Origin of the sequence: Roseibacillus persicicus (genome assembly GCF_014651675.1) — a bacterium.
Lineage (GTDB): Bacteria > Verrucomicrobiota > Verrucomicrobiia > Verrucomicrobiales > Akkermansiaceae > Roseibacillus > Roseibacillus persicicus.
The window spans coordinates 210,995-229,480 of the sequence record NZ_BMXI01000006.1 but is presented as its reverse complement, the minus strand read 5'-3'; the positions used below and the strand labels follow the sequence as shown (position 1 = coordinate 229,480).

The following is an 18,486-nucleotide window of genomic DNA, read 5'->3' as shown; positions in this document are numbered from 1 at the left end:
TTGGAGACATACCCATTTTTAAGATTGAAATGCGTCCAATCTGTTGGCGGTGCGGCAGTAACAACCTAGCCGCTCTGCCGAAGGACTAATTTGCGTAATTTCGTGATCTTACCCAATTAGTCTCGAAGCATTTGGAAAAGAGCGAGTTGAGAAAATTGGCAGTCCGACTGTCACATACACGACAAAAACCATGAAACCTAAACGAACCTCAGCTGTCACAATGGCAGTCCTCGGCGCTTTCGCGTCATCATTTACTCAAACCATTGCCGCACCCATTGATGATTTGGTCGGCTATTGGAATTTTAACCAAGTTGACGGGGACTTCGAGGTCCCGAACCTGGCAACGGGAACGGCGGGCACAGCAGGAACTGCAGAATACGTCTCATCCGGAGACCCCACTTGGGAGCTTGGGCCCCTGTGCGGTCATGTCAGCCTCAGTGGGGCGACCGAAGACTACTTCAGCATCCCCAGCTTGGGAAGCGGCATTGAGGGCTCCAACGCCATCACCATTATGGCATGGTTCCGGGTCGATAGTGATGCCGCTACTGGCGAGCCGCGTGGCATCATGGTGACTCGCGATACCAACGACGGCAATGGCAACAATCGCCTCTACGGAATCGAGCACGATCTCAATCGCTTCGACGGCCGAATCAGCGGCGATTCCACAAAGAGCGCAGACGGTAGCGTAGCGGTGGGAACATGGTACCACGGCGCGGTCGTCTACGATGGCGTCAATCGAACAGTCTACCTCGACGGCGTGGAAGTGAACTCCGACGTACAGGGAGGCGCTCTGGATACCATCACCACTTCGGGAGAATGGCTGGTCGGCTTCGACCCAGCGACCTCGGACCGCCAGTTCGTGGGTGATATCGACGAAGTCGCCGTTTTTAATAGCGCGATCGACGCTTCTACGATTGCCAGCATCGCGACAAAGGATTTGGACGGCAACCCTGCCAACGACCTCGCCTTCACGATTGATCCCACCTATGCTTCGATCGCCAACCCCGACAGTGATGGCGATGGAATGTGTGATACTTGGGAGGAACTTTTGTTGGGTGATCTGACCCAGAACGGGACCGACGACTTCGATAGCGACAATCTGTCAAACGCCAATGAGATGAATGTTCATTTCACGGATCCCGGCATTAATGACACCGATGAAGACAATCTTCTGGATGGCGAAGAAGTGACCGGGAGCCTCAACCCATTCCCAATCGGCTCGCCCAATGCGGCAACCGATCCCCTCAACCCCGATAGTGACGGTGACGGCTTGTCGGACGGCTCCGAGCTTCTTGATACAATCGATTCCACCTTTGTCACCGACCCGAATTCCGCCGACACTGACGGAGACGGATTCAACGACTTGGATGAGTTCAACATCGGAACAGATCCCACTGATAGCGCTGATTTCCCTGACTTTTATCCCAACTTGATCGGATACTGGCCTCTGGACAATGCCAACGGGACAGTGGCTGTCGACAAGTCGGGTCAGGTCCCAGACGGACCAATCCAAAACGCCAACGGCCTGACCTGGAAGCTCTCCACAGGCGCGGGAGACGGAATCTGTGGATACGCGGACCTTGCGGGAGAAAATAATACCTTCTTCAAAATCGATCCCATCGCTGGACTGGAAAGCTCTTCTCCCCAGTTTACGATTATGGGGTGGATTAAGCCCCGTCAGGCAGGTTACCTCGGAATCTTTATGACCCGCGAGGTGACTGATAACAACGGCACCGGACGCAACTATGGCTTGGGAATCGATGGCTCCCCCAACCGGGCTCTGGAAGCACGGATTTCCGGTCAAGCACTGGATTCCGGCACCAACGATTTGACCTTGGGCCAATGGCATCATGTCGCGGTCACTTTTGACGGCTCCACTGCCACCACTTATCTCAACGGCAATCAACTCGCATCGAGCGCCTTCAACGGCGTTTCGGAGATCACCGACTCCAATGCCTGGGGCCTGGGTGCGGACGGCACCAACGGCAGCCGCCGCGTCAACGCCTGCTTGGACGATTTCGCCATGTTCAACGCAGCCCTTCCCTCCGGCCTCATCAATGGCATCTATGAATCAGGAATCGCCGGAAACAACCTTCTTACCAACTTCACCTCGGCTCCAGAGAGCCTGAAGGTGGACGACACCGATGGTGATGGGGTTTGCGACCAGTGGGAACTGGACCTCATCGGCAACTTGGATAGTGACTTCACCTCGGGGTCTGATATCGACGGAGATGGAATTGACGACGTCGACGAGCTCGATTTGTCCTTCACCAATCCAAATGACCCCGATTCAGATGATGACGGAGTCTCCGACGGGGATGAGTATTTTGGCGACGCCAATGGCGCTTTCGGCAATGAGCCCACCGACCCTAATGATCCAGATTCCGACAATGACGGAATTTCCGACGGTGTCGAAATGGGAGTGGAAGGCGTAACCAGCAACGGCTTTATCACCGACCCGAACTCCCGGGACACTGACATGGACGGAGTTTCCGACCCCAATGAGATTACTGCCGGGACGGACCCGGACAACGCGGCTAGTGTGAATTTGCCGACTATCAGCGGAACTCTGCTTTCCTATTATAGCTTCGACGAGGGAGAAGGAATCATCGCGGCTGACACCGCTCCGGCACCCGCGTCGACCGCGCAGGAAACAGCCAACCAAATCGGTTCCATTGCCTGGGACACCTCTACACCACTGATCGGCAACGCCTCCTTGAGCCTGCCAAACACCGGCGCACCGGACACCAGCATGGTTGTGGAAGATCCTTACGATAGCTCCACTACCGCCTTCACCATCTCGATTTGGGTCAACGCCAACTCTCTTGGCAATGGCGCTCGCGGAGGCATCATCAACCATCGCGGGACCACGGGAACCGAGTTCTGGGGAATTTCCAACAAGGCAGATGGAGGCTCTGATTATCGCATTGCCAACAATGGAAGCTCCGTCTCTCAGGGCACGTTCAAGACCGGCGTCTGGCAGCACGTGGCCATCACATGGGATGGAACAACCGGCAGCGCGCAGACTTATGTTGATGGCGCCCTTCAGAATGAGCGGACTGGAGTTTCCTCGACCTTCGAGGCAACCACAGCTCTGTGGACAATCGGTGACGATCCTTGTTGCGGTGACCGCGAATTCCGTGGGCGCATGGACGACTTGGCCTTCTTTGGTGAGGTTCTCAGTGCCACCGACATCGAGGCGCTCGCTGATGGAGGTCGGGCCGGTTACTCCGCTCTCGAGATGCTCAATGGCGTGGTTGCCCCTGCTGGCGACATCGAGATTGTCAGTGTAAGTGCCAACGTCCCGGCCGCCGATGACGCGACCATCACTTGGAACTCTGCGGGCGGCGCTGCCTCCTACAACGTGATTTCGACAACCGATCTCTCGCTTCCTTACGCGAGCTGGACAGTCGAAAACGCCAACATTGCCAATGGCGGAGCAACCACCAGTTTCACCGACACCGGAGTGCTGGGAGGAACTACGAAAAAGTTCTACGTCATTCGCGAAAACTAGATTTTTCTAACTGAAATCAGAAAAACACTGCAAATGGCCTCTGGAGGAAACTCCAGGGGCCATTTTTTTCGGGCTCAGCCCAGAACTTCAACTGTGTTCGCATCTAGAAAACGAGCTGCATTTTCGACAAGAGGTGCGATGATGAGTCGTAGTCAGTTTTTCAGGGATCTTGTTCACCCAATTTTCCCGCTGGCGCACGCTTTGCTTCTCTGAGAACCTAACTGCATTCTTCCCTATGTCTGAACCCACCGGAACCGATCAGCTCGCCGCGGAAATTCCGCCCGAATTGCACAAGCAATTGCAGGAATTCCGGCGTCATCTCTGGCGCGCCAAGATGGTCGAAGCGATTCTAGCTGGCTTCTTCGGCCTGCTCCTTTCTTTCCTGGTCGTTTTTGCTCTGGATCGCCTGATGCCGACTCCGGGCTGGCTTCGACTGGTCATTCTCATTGCCGGCACCTCACTTTTCGCCTTTTTCGCACCTTATTGGATCCACCGTTGGGTTTTGAAGAACAGGCGGGAGAATCAGTTGGCCCGTCTGATTTCCCAAAAGTTTCCGCGCCTCGGTGATCGCTTGCTCGGGGTTCTCGAGCTTTCTGGTCAATCGGAATCCGCAGCCTCCCTCTCCCCCGCTCTCCGCGCCGCTGCCACCCGCGATGTCGCCGCCGCAGCTGCCAAGCGCGACTTTTCGGAAGCGCTCCCCAGTAACCGGAACCGCACGGGTCTGATTGTCGTCTCCGCCCTGATTCTCTTGGCTGCGGGAGCCTTCGTGACCCTCCCCAAAGCGGGTCTCAATGCCCTGCAACGCTGGTTGATGCCCCTTTCGGACACTCCTCGCTACACCTTAACAAAGTTCGATTCCAAGCTTCCCAATCAAATCGTCGTCCCTCTCGGCGAGCCATTCGAGCTTGAGGTTGGACTCGCCAAAGACTCGGAGAAAAAGCCAGCCAATGCCCGCGCCCGCTTGAGCGGCCAGTCGTGGCTGGAAAGCACTCGTGATGAAAATCGCTATCGCTTCGAATTTTCGGGCCAGCAGAAGGAAAGCAGCATTTCACTTTCTGCCGGCGATGCCCGGGCGCGGGTGAAAGTCATTCCCACTCTCCCTCCAACCTTGGAATCCGTGGACGCCATGATCGCCCTCCCCGAGTATCTCGAGCTCCCCGACCGCCAGATCGATGTTCGTTCGGGCACTCTCGCGATTTTGCAAGGCAGCTCTGTCAGCTTGCACGCGAATGCCTCTCGCGACTTGGCCTCGGGTCAGCTGGAGGTCCGCGACCTCCCCTCGGCTGCTCAGCCCGCTGAGGAGGAATCCGCCCCTGAACCCGCACAACCGGTCAAGATGTCGGCCAACGCCAAGGGCCGTCGCGCCAGCTATCCCGCCCTGGACATTGCAGAGAACATCCGCGAAGTGCGTCTTTCTTGGGTCGACAAATTGGGATTAGCTGGAACGGAAACCTTTCGCCTGCGATTGGAGCCCCTGACGGATGAGGCCCCCACGGTCTATATTCAAGGAGCCCAAAGACAAATCGCCATTCTTCCTGAGGAAACCCTAGAATTCGAAGTCACCGCCCAGGACGACTATGGACTGAAAACCTTCGGTCTCGAGTGGCAGGGCGAGTTCACCAAGCCCAGCCCGGACAGTCCGGCGAAGGGCGAAATGGAATTGGCTCCCGGCGGGCCTGCCGAGAGCCAGCTCGTCGCGCCTGCGGCCTTTTCCCCCGTGGTCTTCGGCATCGAACCGCAGAAGCTGACCCTGCGAGCCTTTACCGAGGACTATCTCCCCGACCGCGAGCGTTCCTATTCCCAACCCATCGAAATCTATATCCTGACCCGCGATGAGCATGCCCAGATGCTGAAGGATCGTTTCGACCGGGCGATTGGCGAGCTGGAAGATGCCGCGCGCGAAGAACAGAATAACCTGGACGAGAACAAACGCATCGAGCGTCTCAGCGACGAGGACCTGCAAGCACCTGAGAATCAAGACCGCCTGGAAAAGCAGCGTGCAGCCGAGCAGGAAAATGTGGAAAAGATGGAGAAGCTCAATGAGGAGATGGAGAAGCTTTTCCAAGACGCTCTCCGCAACGGCGAAATCGAACCAGAGACCATGAAAAAGCTCTCCGAGACCGGACAGCAACTCAAGGAACTCTCCGAGGAAGACCTTCCCGAAGTGGAAGAACAGCTCAAAAAGGCTCAGGACCAACGCTCAACGCCGGAACAATCCAAGAAGGACCTCAAGGAGGCCACCGAGAAACAAGAGGAAGCACTTAAAAAAATGCGGGAGACCTTGGAGAAAGCGAACGAAGCCAACCGGGACTTCGAAGCCGCAACCTTTGTCAACCGCCTGAAGCGAGCAGCGAACGACCATGATGGCATTGCCAACGCCATGACTGGTTCGATCGACAAACTGATCGGCCTGCGCACCACCGAGATCGACCCCGTGGAAGAACGTCTTCTCGGCGAGCTGGCCTTGCAGCAAAAAAGAACCGCTTCCGATGTGCGTTGGATCCGCGAAGACCTCGGCCACTTTTACTCCCGCACGGAGAAAGAAATTCACAAGGAGCTCTTGGAAAAAATGGAAGCTTCCAAAATCGACGAAGGCCTGGAATTCAACCGCGAACGATTGGCGCGCAACCTCACCTTCCGCAGCATCGTCTTCTCGAAAAAGTGGGCCGAGCAATTACGCGAATGGGCCAAGCTGTTAGAAGGCGAACAAGAGAATGGAGAAGGCGGTGGTGGCGGCGGCGGCGGCGGTTCAATGGAAGATCAGGATTTCGAGTTTATGTTGAAAGTGATGCGCATGATTCAATCGGAGCAAGACATCCGTGCCCGCACCCGCGCTATCGAACAACTGCGCCGCTCATCCCAACCCAAGCCTTTCCAACGTCCTCAATTTCCATAACGAGATGAAAAACTATCTAATACCCCTTCTTCCCATTGCCCTGCTTGCTCCCGGCGCCATGGCCCAACAGGGAGCTCTTCCTGATCTGAAGGATATTCCTCCCAAGGATGTCGCAGCCCGGATTCTGGAAAGCTCCGAAGAGCTCGCAGAGGTTCAGGACGAGTTGTCAGCCGATGTGATGGAACTCGTGGAGAGCCAAACCGTTCCCCAGGTCATCGAACTGTTGGAAGAGGTCGAGAAGATCATGGCCGAAGTGACCGACGATTTGGTCGAAGGCGAAACCGGCGGTCCCACCATGGCGGCCCAGACCGAAATCATTGAAAAGATTCTCGCTGCAGCCAAAAAGAAGCAGGAATCGTCTGGCGAGTCCTCGCCCGAATCACAAGAGAGCATGGGTGCCATGCTGGACATGATGGAGAGAATGATGGGCAAAGAGCCCGGCGACCAACAAGGTCCACCCAAGGAAGGTGAGACCCCGAGTGACAAGGGAGACGGAGGCGGATCCACGGGCGACTCCGACTCCAGCAATCAACAGCAAAATGGCGCCGGCGGCGAGAATGATGAAGTCCGCGTGATCCCCAAAGGAAGCGCGCCATCCGGCCGCGGCTTGCCCAACGAATTCCGCAAGTTGTTAGATGCTTACAACCGCAACGATACCGACGCTCCCAGCAAATGAAGTTTTTTCTCTCCACCCTCCTCGCCCTGTCTCTCGTCCCGGCCTTGGGGCAAAGCCTTCCCCGCCGGGAGGCCAATCCCATTTCTCCGCAGGTCGAGGCCATGTATGCAAAAGGCTTGAGATTCTTGGCCACCGAGCAGCAGGCCAACGGGGCCTGGATTGGACGATATAGTGGCGAACCGGGCGTGGTGGGACTTTGCGTGCTCGCCTTTCTGGCACATGGCGAAGACCCCAACCACGGTCCTTACGCCCAGAATATCTCCAAGGCTCTCAATTACATTCTCGACAAGCAAAAGGCCTCCAACGGTTACATCGGCAACAGCATGTATAACCATGGCTTTGCCACCCTCGCCTTGGCCGAATCCTATGGAGTCGTCGATGATCCCCGCCTGGCTCCGGCCCTTTCGCAAGCAGTTGAACTCATTCTTTCCGCTCAAAAGAGAAACCGGTTCGATGCCTGGCGCTACACTCCGGACAGCCACGATGCCGACACAACCGTAGCCGGCTGCCAAATTGTAGCTCTCCTAGCCGCCCGCAACGCCGGTCTGGCAGTTCCAGATGAAGCCATCGAAAAAGGCCTCGCCTACCTGAAACGCTGTCGCTCCGCACAGGGAGGGATTGGTTACACCTCACCATCGGGCGAAAAGCCAACCCTTACCGCTATCGGAGTCACCTGCTTTGCTCTCGCCAAAAAGAAAGAAGGCAAGGGTTTCGCCACCAGCGTGGAGTATCTGCGCGAGAACTTGAACTATCGGGACAAATACTACCCCTATTACTTTGAGTATTATATGTCCCAAGCCCTTTTTCATGCTGATGAAGAACTCTGGGAAAACTGGAATGCGAAGAACATTCGCTACCTCGGAGCATCCCAAGGCAGAGACGGCTCTTGGCCGGACAGCAAGGGCAAACACTTTGCAACCGCGGGCGCCCTGCTCTCGATGGCCCTCAACTATCGCTTCCTTCCCATCTACGAAAAGTAATCCGTGAATTCACCTCTCCTTCTGCTCACCCTGCTTGGCGCTGCTTCAATTGCGGCGGAGACCGAGCCAGCGTTAGATTTTCTCCGCTTCACAAACGGCGATACCTTGCACGGTCATTATCTTGGCTTGGACGAGGGACCTCTCGTCCAGTGGCAAAGTACGGAATCACCCGATCAGTCAGCCTACCGAACCGAGAACCTTCGAAAACTGAGCTTGAACAATGGCCGAGCCAAAGAGCAAATCACCAGCTCTGGAATGGTCGAATTGAGCAATGGCGACCTCGTCCCGGGAGATCTGATCGCCATGGGTAGCGATTCCGTCAGCGTGCAAACGCAGTTTGCCGGACTCCTGACCATTCCTCGAGAGCACGTCCGCATCATCATGCCAAACCGGCATGGCGGTGACGTCATCTATGCCGGTCCTCTCAACGACCTCGATTGGAGCATCCCCGGCGCCGACCCTGAGGCGGAGGAAGCCGAGGAGGCCGGAGATGAACAAGGCGATGAAGACAAAAAGAAAGTCACTCTTCCCGAGACCTGGACTCACGGCGGAGGGGCTTGGTCCAGCAATTCATCCGACATTCTCCGACTCGATAAGGAGCTACCGGATCGGGTCTCCATCCGGTTTCACCTCACTTGGCAGGCTCCACTCAATACCAACATTGCCATCTTCACTGACTTTCAGAAGCCATTCCGGCAAGAAAACGTGAGAGTTCGTCGGGTGCCGGATGGGAACAAACAGAAGAACGAAAAAGAGGAAGAAGCCGAGGCCATTGAAGAAGACGCCGAGGGAGAAGAAGAAGAGCCCGCTCCCGAAATGCTGGATATCATGGAGGTGGGTCCCGGCAACAGTGACTCGGAATCCTACGGTTCCGGCTACCTGATGTCGATTCTCTCAAGCTATTCCCGCCTGCAGAGACTGAGCTTCGACGACAAGAAAATGCCCCGCAAATCCTCTTTTCCCAATTCAGGAGGCCGCTTGAATTTGGGGGACTTTTATTCAGCTGAATTCGAAATCCGCGCCAATCGCGAGGAAGGAACAGTCGCCCTCTTCGTCAACGGAGAGTTTTATTCAGAGTGGCAAGATCTTGCCACCCCGTTGGAAGAGACCTCCCGTTATTTTGCAATCGCGGCGGGCAGCAAAAGTCGCATCCGCATTAGCGACGTGGTGGTAGCCAAATGGAATGGGATGCCCGATTCCGCCCGCAGCATGGAAACCGAGGAGCGCGATGTCATTCTCCTCACCAATGGCACCGACCGACTCTCTGGCGACTTGCTCACTCTGGAAGAAGATAGGTTCCGGATTGAGTCCAAGTATGGAGAATTCCAAATCCCGGCCCAAGAAATCACGGACATCCGGCTCGCAACCAACAGTATCGTAGAGGGGCCGGAACCACAGTCCGGAGAGATTCTCGTTAACATGCAACCAAAGGGTCTTCTCACTTTTTTACCAAAAGAAGGGAACGGAAGCCGCTTGAAAGGAAGCCACCCTATTCTCGGCGATCTAACCTTGGACTTGAATTACGCCTATCTTCTTGAGTTCGATCCGATAAGCTCCATTTTTGACAACTGGGATGATGATTTTTAGACCCTTATTTCTTTTTCTAACAGCCTCGGCAGCTTCTGCGGAAATCATCACTCTGAAGAGTGATGACCGCTTTCATGGCGAACTCCTTCAAATCTCTCCCGAAGAAGGGTTAGTGATCCAGAGTCCGCGCTCCCCGGAACCGATCCACTTTCGGGCAGACTCCTTTTCCCATCTTGACCTAGAAAACACGGCCGAGATTGACCCCACCCAGACCGAGCGTCTGGTTCTGACCAATGGAGACATTCTCCCGGGCAGACTGACCTCGCTGGATGAGGAGCAATTGCGCTACAAAGGCTTGGCGGGAGGTGACATCACGGTTCCCCGCAAGCTGGTCAGCACTCTCCGCTTCGGGATTAAACCTCAAGCCCTGAGCTACGAAGGACCTGCTCCCCTGGAGAAATGGACTGGCTCAGGGGTCAACAATTGGGTCTTGAGCGAGGATACCGCCGACGGACTCTTGATGTTGGAACCCGGTGAAATGCAGCAGGACGTCGGCCTGGGCAAACAGTTCATCCTGCAGTTTGACCTGAAGTGGCAGGAGCGTCCCTCTATTCGACTCTATTTCTGCGACGACCTCTCGGACAAAGCCGAGAAAGACCGCTACTACATCGACATTAACAGTGGCGGCATCCAGATTCGCCGCGAGTCCCTCGAGCCGCGTTGGCACACCCTGCTTTCCCTTAGCCAGATTGAGTCCTTCGACGACAACCAGATTTCGGTCGAACTCCGCGTCAATCGACTGGTTGGCTCCATCGAATTGTTTTTGGATGGAAAGCTGATTCGCATCATGCGCGATACCGCCAAGCCGACCCAAGGCGACGGGCTGGTCATCGTGCGCAGCCGCAGTGACAACTCGGCCTCTTACCTTTCCAACCTCAAGGCCTATACTTGGGATGCGGTTTCCCAGTTGGAGCTTCTGGAAGAACCTGCCTCCGAAGATGTGGACAGTTTGGTCAACGCCGAAGGCGAGCGCATGTCTGGCGCCTTGCTTGGCCTGGAACGCGAAGAGCCAGCCCCTCAAGCCCCGGTTGAAGAATCCGAAAATTTGCAGGAAGAACCAACTGCGAAGGAAGCCCCTGAGGACGAGGAACCGGTCGAAGAAAACAAGAAGGCTGCCACCGAAGAAGCTAAGAACGAGACTACCAGCGAGGACCAAGCCGCCGAGGAAGATAGCACGCCAGAGTCTCCAGCCGAGGAAGCTGCGCCCTCTCCCCAGGTTGCAACCACCCAGGAAAGGCCCTCTTTCTTTCTTTTAAAGAGCCCCTTTGCCGATGAGTTGAAAAAGATTCCGGCAAACGACGCGCGCATTATTTATTTCAGCCAATCGGGTGAAGCCAGCCAAGAGAATGTGTTTCCCAAGTATGAGCTCGACCTCACCAACGACGGGCTTGTTTCGGCCCGCTCAATCACCCTCAACGGCGATCAGCTGATGCTGGAACACCATCTGTTAGGCTCCATCACGGTTCCCCGTTCGGCGGTGAAGGCCATCCGGTATTTGAACGAATTATCCAACGACGACGAATGAAGGCGCTATCATCCAGCCTTTTGGCAATCTCCCTGTTGCAACTACTCTCCGCAGAAGAGCAAGCCACCCAAGGCCAGCTCGTATTTCCTGACGGCGACTCCATCCCGGGACTCCCTGCCGGGGTCGATGCCGAGGGACACCTTCTGTGGCAAAGCCAGCTCTTTACCAAGGACTCGGTGCCTTTCCTCACTCGGAAAGTGGACTCAATCCTTCTCGATGGACCTCCCGTCCCAGCGGAGCAGAGCACCGTGGCAACGATTTCTTTCCAGACTCACACCGACAAGATGTTCGATGTGATGAAGGCGGAACTTCTTGGATTCGACGACAAGACGGTGAAGCTTCGCACCTGGTATGCTGGCGAACTGACCTTGAAGCGCTCCATGCTTCATTCCATTGAGGTCTCGAACGAGTCCCCGGCCATCATCAACGGCCCCGGGCGAATCGAAGATTGGCAGCCCATTGAAAGTCCGGATGCCTGGCGAATCGAGGGCACCAATCTGATTTCAGAAGCACGGGGCTCCATCGCGCGCGAACTCAACGATCTCCCCGACAAGGTCCTCCTCGAGTTCGACTTGGCTTATGAATACGCGCCCTATCTCCGGCTCCACTTTTTTGCGGACTCGGGCGAGGAGCTCATCCCCCGCACCGGCTATTCCATCTCCATCCAGCGCGGCTCCATGAATTTCCTTAAGAAAGTCGACAACCGCAGCCAGCCCCTACAGATGAATATCTTTGGTCAAAGGCACGACTTCCAAGAGGAAGACGTCACTCAGGTCGCTATCTATATTGACCGCAAGAAAGGCTCTTTCTCACTCTATATCGATGGCAACGTCATCAGTTCGGCCGTGGATCCTGAGCCTTTGTTAGAAAACAACTGGTGGCATCTATCAACCCTGCATGGAAGAGAGCAGACGCTTTCCAATTTTGCCATTCGCCCTTGGGACGGTAACCTTCCCGAGCGCAAGGATTACCTCTCTTACCGTCAGGAACTGCCGGTCGAAGGCGAGCAAGTCGAACTCCAGAACGGAGATACCATCGTGGGGAAAGCCACTGCGATTGAGTCGGGCAAACTCGCGATTGAGACCGAGTACGTTCCCGTTGCCGTTCCCATCTCTCGCCTCAGCTCCTTCCAAATCACCTCTCCGGAAGAGCGCGAAGAGCCACGAATCTATGCCTCTGATGTCCGGGCTTACTTCCGAGACGGAGGCCACGTGACCCTACGACTGTCCGAGTTCACCCCGACGACCATCAGCGGCTACTCCCAGGTCTTTGGCGATGCGACCTTTGACCTCCGCGCTTTCACCCATATTGAGTTCAATCCCTACGATCTGGAATTCCGCGAACGTCGGGGGCAGCCGTATTAGGACCGCCTGTTGCTACACGAGGGCGGAATCTTCGGGTTCTTGCCATTGGATGCGCTGGCTGCCTCTTGCATCGGAGGGACTCCCCCCCTAAGGTCCCGCCTCTCCGCGTCCCACACCATGCCCTTCGATCCACATTCCATCCGCGACCAGTTTCCGATCCTTGCCAGCGAGGTCAACGGCCAGCCCCTCGTCTACCTCGACAACGCGGCTACGGTGCAAAAGCCCCGCGTCGTGCTGGAGACTTCGCTCGCCTATTACGAGGAGACCAACGCCAATATCCACCGCGGGACTCATCATCTTTCCCAAAAAGCGACTGCCGCCCACGAAGCTGCTCGCGATCGTATCGCGCATCATCTCAACGCCGCTTCCCCGGACGAAATCATCTTCACCTCCGGCACCACCGACGGAATCAACCTTGTCGCCAACATCCTGACCGGCTCCATCTCCGCCGAAGATGAAATCCTCATCTCGGCTCTGGAACATCACTCCAATATCGTTCCCTGGCAGATGCTGGCTCAACGAACCGGCGCCACGCTGCGGGTCATCCCCGTGTTGGAGGACGGAACCTTGGACTTCGGCGCTTTTCAGGACCTGCTTTCTCCAAAGACCAAGCTCTTGGCTATCACCCAAGTTTCCAACGCCTTCGGAACCCCCGTCCCAGTCAAAGACTACATCTCGGCAGCCCATGCGGTTGGCTCGCTGGTCCTTGTGGACGCGGCGCAGTCTGTCGCTCACAAGGTCATCGACGTTCAGGACCTCGATGCGGATTTCCTCGTGTTCTCGGGGCACAAGATCTACGCCCCGACCGGCATTGGTATTCTTTATGGAAAGACCAGTAGTTTGGAAAACCTGCCTCCTTGGCGAGGAGGGGGCGAAATGATTAAAGAGGTCACCTACGAGAGCTCTACCTACAACGAGCTCCCCTTTCGCTACGAAGCGGGAACGCCCAACATCGAGGGCGGAATCGCTCTCGCCAAGGCCATGGATTGGCTATCGGACCTGGGCTTGCCATCCGTTGCGGCACACGAGCAGCTTCTCATCGAAACGGCGGCGGCTTCCCTCGCGGACGTCGAAGGACTCCGATTTTACGGCCCATCCCATCGCCAAGGCTCTCTTTCGTTCAACATCGCTGGGATTCATCACTACGATCTCGGGACGTTGATCGACCAGATGGGAGTCGCGGTCCGGACCGGCCATCACTGTTGCCAGCCCCTGATGAACCGCTTAGGAACAACCGGAACCGTGCGGGCATCCTTCGCGGCCTACAACACGATGGAAGAAGTCGAAAAGTTGGTCAACGCCGTCAAAAAGGCCGCCATGATGCTCGCCTGAGCCTTCTCCGGGCCCAGCGCGGGGAGAAAGCGAGAAACTCTTTGAGTTCTCTCCTCTGCTAGTGTTGAGTCCCGCCCAGAAGCCAACCCTCTCCTTACCTGTGACTATTGCCGAAAAACAACAGCAACTCCTAGACGAACTGAACCTTTTTCAAGACTGGACCGAGCGCTATCAATACGTAATCGATCTTGGCAAGAAGCTGGCCCCCATGCCAGAAGATCTCCAGACGCCGGACCGACTGATTAAGGGCTGCCAGTCCCAGGTCTGGCTCGATTCCAGCTTCGCGGACGGAAAGGTCAACTACGCCGCCGACTCCGACAGCCTGATCACCAAAGGCATGATTGCCCTCTTCGTGCGCGTTCTCGATGGGCAAACGCCTGATGACATCCTCCAAGCTGACATGTCCTTCATCGACCAGACCGGCCTGAAAGAACACCTTGCCCCCACCCGGGCCAATGCCTTGACCCTGATGGCGGGACAGATGAAACAGCATGCCATTGCCTTTGCCGGAAAATAGGCAAACGCTACTTTCTGCTGAAAAAGGCCAGAATCATCGCCAGGATTCCACCTTTGCCCTGCCGCCCGGCTTGGCTCGCGAGGACCATTCCGGCGATATCATCCAGAATCTTTCCGTCACCATCTCGATCCAGGATAGCCCCAATCCCGCCCTTGCGGTCGGGCGTTCCCGAATCCTGAGTTCCTTTGCGCATTAGATAGGCCAGCACCAAAGGAACAAGCATGGGCAAGACCTTGCGCGCCAAATCCACGCCGATCCCCGTCTTCTTGGCGATCGCTTCTGCGGCTTGCTCGCCTTTTTCCAGCCCCAAGACCCCGCCTGCCCCCAAATCCAGATTGGAGCCACCTTCAAAGAATCCGCCGGGATTATCCAGCGCCTCTTCCTTGGCCCCCAACCCACTCATCAGATCTTCCAAATCGACGCCCTCTTCCTTCTTCCTCTTGAGCCCTCCTAAAATAACGGGAGCCAAGCCTTCCAGAATTCCTTTGGACTGAGCTTCGTTCAACCCCTCGCGCTTGCCCAGCTGCTCGGCAACTGGTCCGCCCATCTCCTTCATTAGTTCATCGAGAAAACTCATCGCCCTAGAAGACCTATTTCGAGCCCAAAAAGCCACTTTATTCCCGATCCGAGCCGTCATCCTGGGAGAAATGCCAAAATTCACCCATATTCCCTCTTCAAAATCCTTGACCCCGTCCATCCCAGTCACTAAACCCTGCGCCCTTCAACTTTTTTCACCATGGCCACCACTGAAGTCATTCTCCGCACAAAAATCCACAATCTCGGCGCTGAAGCCGACGTTGTGAAAGTCAAATCCGGTTTCGCACGCAATTACCTTGTTCCTCAAGGTAAAGCCTACGAAGCCACCGAGGCCAATAAGCAGCATCTCGAAGAACTCGCCGCAGCCCGCGCCAAGCGTGAGACTGAAGAGCTCAATCAAGCTGAAAAGGTAGCAGCCAAGATCAAGAAGTTGAAGCCTGTCTTCACTCTCGAAACTGGAGCGACTGGCAAATCTTTTGGTTCCGTGACCAGCATGGACATTCACAAGAAGCTCGAGGAGTCAGGCATCGAAATCGATCGCCACTCCATCAAGCTCGACAAGCCCATCAAGACCAGCGGCAGCCACGAAGTTGACATCAAGCTTCACAGCGACCTCAGCGTCTTCCTTCGCCTCGAGGTGCAAGGCACTGAGGAGGAAGCCTAAGCGCTCCAAGACCCCTTTTAAAAAAGCCGCCGGAGGAATCCTGCGGCTTTTTTCATGCCGAGGCCCCAGCGCCCGCGCCATGAATGCCGCTCCGCCAGCGCCAGCTGCTCCAAGGGAGCAGTCTCTCTTATTTATCCCTTTCAATGCGAGCAGCCACCGCCTCGGCCACCTTCATCCCGTCGAGAGCGGCCGAAACAATTCCGCCCGCGTAGCCCGCACCTTCGCCACAGGGATAGAGCTTCGCAACGTCGGGGTGCTCGAGGGTTTCATCCTCACGGGGCACTCTTACCGGACAGCTGGTTCGCGTCTCGAAGCCAATCATGAGGGCGTCCTCGATCAGATAGCCCCTCATCCGATTGCCGAACTTCTTGAGCCCGACTTTCATGCGGCGGGTGATGAAGTCAGGAAGAATCTGGTCCAAGCGCGCACTCTTCAAACCGGGAAAGTAGCTGGTCTCGGGCAAATCCTTGGAAAGGCGGCCCGCCAAAAAGTCGACAACGCGCTGGGCAGGAGCGATCTGCCCAAGTTCATTGTCCCCGTTGCCAGCCTTCTTCGCCGCCCGCTCCAGCTCCTTCTGAAACGCCAGCCCCCGCAATACATCTTCACCCGGGATATCGGAAGGATCGACCCCCACCACCATTCCGGTATTTGCGAAGGGCGAGTCGCGGCGAGCCAAGCTCATTCCATTGACCACCACCTCGTCGTTCTCAGTTGCGGCGGGAACGATGAAGCCGCCCGGGCACATGCAGAAAGAATGCACCCCACGCCCGTCGACCTCACAAGCCAAGGCATAGCGCGCCGCGGGCAGTTCGCGAGGTCGTTCCTGGCCCTGCTGGTAATGATACTGAATGCTATCGATGAGTGGCTGGGGATGCTCGATTCGAACCCCGACCGCGAAGGCCTTTGCCTCCATCGCAATGTTCTCCTTCTGCAACATCGCGAGGACATCACGGGCCGAATGACCGGTAGCCAGAATCACTGCCGCCCCCAGTAGCTCTTCGCCCTCCTGATTGACGACCCCTTCCATGGAGCCGTCAGCAGCGCGGAGGAGGTCGGTCACTTTCCATCCAAAACGGACCTCTCCCCCTCGCTCCCGGATGCTTTCCCGCATGGCCATCACCACCTTCGGAAGCAAGTTCGAGCCGATGTGCGGATGGGCATCTACTAGAATTTCCGTAGGTGCTCCGTGGGCCACGAGAGTCTCATACACTTGCTTCACCGGGCCGCGCTTGGTCGCCCGGGTATACAGCTTGCCATCGGAGTAAGTCCCCGCGCCTCCTTCTCCGAAACAGTAATTCGAGTCCTCAATCACCGTCCCCTTGCGCAGAAGCGGAGCGAGATCAAAACGGCGCGCGGAAGCATCCTTACCCCGCTCCACCACGATGGGCTTCAGCCCCAATTCCAGACAACGAAGGGCCGCGAACATTCCAGCCGGACCACAGCCCACAATGACAACCACCGGCGCATCATCCCCAACTTGGGGAGCCTCGTAGCGCGGAGCAACTTCGGCGGGAAGGCCTTCATTGATCCCGACGAGGAGACGCAGCTGAAACTTAACGGGAGATTTGCGCGCGTCGATAGACTCCTTCACAACCCGCATTTCGCGAATCGCCTTGGGATGGCACTTCAGCTTTCGCGCCGCAGGTTTCAACCAGGCGGACTGCTCGTTGCGATTTTCCACCGCGACCACGATATCGACTGTTTCAATCATGAGTGTTTCAAAGCTTGCTTCTGACCGTCGTCGTCCACATTGACAAACGAAACATGGGTCGAAAATATCACGGCCCCTTCACTCTCGCGGCCACGGGTCACCTTCACTTGATAGGTTGCTGAGGTTCGGCCTTCCCGCACCCTTTCTGACTCAATGGCCAGGATCGTGCCTTCACGAACCGAGTGCTTGAAGCTGACGGCCTCCATCCCAATCGTGACAAATTGACAATTGGGATAGTCCAAGCTCGCGGCAATCCACGAAGCCTCGTCGACCCAACTCAGCAAGCGCCCTCCGAACAAGAACCCGAATTGATTGAGGTCCTCGGGCAATACAAGCCGGTGAGTCTTCATGAGCAATTCTCCTCTCTCTGGTTCCAAGCAACCAGCTCTCGGTAGGAGACCCCCTGGCCTCCGAAAATATCCAGCGCACTGCCGACCGTCACATCGACCCTTCCCCCGCTGCGTTCCTGCACGAGCTCCAGGTCGGTCATAGTCCCGACCCCACCCGCATAGGTCATGGGACGCCCCGACCAAGTGCCCAACAGCTCGACGAGGTCAGCGTCGACTCCTCCGCACTTGCCCTCCACATCCGCGGCATGAATCAAGAATTCCCCACACCACTCCCCCAACGCGTCCAAGACGGCAGTCGTGACAGGGAGATCCGTCAACGTCTGCCAACGGTTCATTGCCACCTGCCAGCCATCAGCCGAGCGTCGACAGCTCAGATCCACGACGAGATTCTCCGGCCCAATCTCACGGGCAAGCTGCGCTAGATTTTCCTTTAAAAAATGACCCTCCTTGTCGAACAAGTAAGACGTCACGATCACCTCGCTCGCGCCAGCCGACAGCCAGTCGGCGGCGTTCTCGAGATTCACCCCACCCCCCAATTGCAAGCCTCCCGGCCAACTTGCCAAGGCCTCCTGCGCGGCATTCCGGTTGCCTGGCCCCAGCTGAATCACGTGGCCCCCTCGCAGGTCGTCCCGCCGAAACATCTCCGCGAAGTGAGCCGCTCCCTCGCTCGCGACAAAATTCTCTACCGCACCCTCATCAGTGAGACTCCCGCCCACAATCTGTTTCACCCTGCCCTCGTGCAAATCAATGCAGGGACGAAATTTCGTTATCGCCATCGACGTAAAAGTAACCACGATTTTACAAAACAAAAGACTTGGTCGCAGGTCGCTCAC

14 protein-coding genes are annotated in these 18,486 nt (G+C 56.4%); 10 read left to right on the top strand and 4 right to left on the bottom strand.

Going from position 1 to position 18,486, the window contains the following annotated elements:
- Positions 1-190 precede the first annotated feature (190 nt).
- From IE099_RS08970 to IE099_RS08930, 9 genes are all read left to right on the top strand, one after another.
- Entirely contained in the window at positions 191-3,514 is a 3,324-nt protein-coding gene (locus IE099_RS08970) for a LamG-like jellyroll fold domain-containing protein (protein WP_189569578.1), read from the top strand.
- 235 nt (positions 3,515-3,749) lie between these two features.
- Positions 3,750-6,410, top strand: coding sequence for a hypothetical protein (locus IE099_RS08965; protein WP_189569577.1), 2,661 nt, complete (start codon positions 3,750-3,752; stop codon positions 6,408-6,410).
- Between the two features lie 4 nt (positions 6,411-6,414).
- Entirely contained in the window at positions 6,415-7,086 is a 672-nt protein-coding gene (locus tag IE099_RS08960; protein ID WP_189569576.1) for a hypothetical protein, read from the top strand.
- Positions 7,083-8,066 carry a prenyltransferase/squalene oxidase repeat-containing protein gene (locus IE099_RS08955; protein WP_189569575.1) on the top strand — a complete coding sequence of 328 codons (984 nt, stop codon included), beginning with the start codon at positions 7,083-7,085 and terminating at the stop codon, positions 8,064-8,066. Before IE099_RS08960 ends, IE099_RS08955 begins: the two co-directional genes overlap by 4 nt.
- Positions 8,067-8,069: 3 nt before the next feature.
- Positions 8,070-9,653, top strand: coding sequence for a hypothetical protein (locus tag IE099_RS08950; protein WP_189569574.1), 1,584 nt, complete (start codon positions 8,070-8,072; stop codon positions 9,651-9,653).
- On the top strand, positions 9,640-11,178 hold the full coding sequence (locus tag IE099_RS08945) for a hypothetical protein (RefSeq protein WP_189569573.1): 1,539 nt from the start codon (positions 9,640-9,642) through the stop codon (positions 11,176-11,178). The genes IE099_RS08950 and IE099_RS08945 overlap by 14 nt, the downstream gene beginning before the upstream one ends.
- Positions 11,175-12,542 (top strand): hypothetical protein, encoded by a 1,368-nt coding sequence (locus tag IE099_RS08940; protein ID WP_189569572.1) that lies wholly within the window; start codon positions 11,175-11,177, stop codon positions 12,540-12,542. The genes IE099_RS08945 and IE099_RS08940 overlap by 4 nt, the downstream gene beginning before the upstream one ends.
- Positions 12,543-12,659: 117 nt before the next feature.
- Positions 12,660-13,874, top strand: coding sequence for an aminotransferase class V-fold PLP-dependent enzyme (locus IE099_RS08935; RefSeq protein WP_189569571.1), 1,215 nt, complete (start codon positions 12,660-12,662; stop codon positions 13,872-13,874).
- Between the two features lie 100 nt (positions 13,875-13,974).
- Positions 13,975-14,391: a SufE family protein gene (locus tag IE099_RS08930; protein WP_189569570.1), complete on the top strand. Its 417-nt coding sequence runs from the start codon at positions 13,975-13,977 to the stop codon at positions 14,389-14,391.
- 7 nt (positions 14,392-14,398) lie between these two features.
- Here IE099_RS08930 and IE099_RS08925 read toward each other — a convergent pair whose 3' ends face one another.
- Positions 14,399-14,968: a DUF937 domain-containing protein gene (locus IE099_RS08925; RefSeq protein WP_189569569.1), complete on the bottom strand. Its 570-nt coding sequence runs from the start codon at positions 14,966-14,968 to the stop codon at positions 14,399-14,401.
- Between the two features lie 159 nt (positions 14,969-15,127).
- Between IE099_RS08925 and rplI the strand changes: the two genes are divergently transcribed.
- Complete coding sequence (rplI, locus tag IE099_RS08920) at positions 15,128-15,592, top strand: 50S ribosomal protein L9 (protein ID WP_189569568.1); 465 nt, start codon at positions 15,128-15,130, stop codon at positions 15,590-15,592.
- 127 nt (positions 15,593-15,719) lie between these two features.
- On the opposite strand, the gene IE099_RS08915 is transcribed toward rplI, so the two are convergent.
- The 3 genes from IE099_RS08915 to hisA are packed head-to-tail and all read right to left on the bottom strand — an operon-like array spanning position 15,720 to position 18,423.
- Complete coding sequence (locus tag IE099_RS08915; RefSeq protein ID WP_189569567.1) at positions 15,720-17,303, bottom strand: NAD(P)/FAD-dependent oxidoreductase; 1,584 nt, start codon at positions 17,301-17,303, stop codon at positions 15,720-15,722.
- On the bottom strand, positions 17,300-17,653 hold the full coding sequence (locus IE099_RS08910; RefSeq protein WP_189569566.1) for an acyl-CoA thioesterase: 354 nt from the start codon (positions 17,651-17,653) through the stop codon (positions 17,300-17,302). Before IE099_RS08910 ends, IE099_RS08915 begins: the two co-directional genes overlap by 4 nt.
- Positions 17,650-18,423: a phosphoribosylformimino-5-aminoimidazole carboxamide ribotide isomerase gene (gene hisA / locus IE099_RS08905; protein ID WP_189569612.1), complete on the bottom strand. Its 774-nt coding sequence runs from the start codon at positions 18,421-18,423 to the stop codon at positions 17,650-17,652. The genes IE099_RS08910 and hisA overlap by 4 nt, the downstream gene beginning before the upstream one ends.
- Positions 18,424-18,486 lie beyond the last annotated feature (63 nt).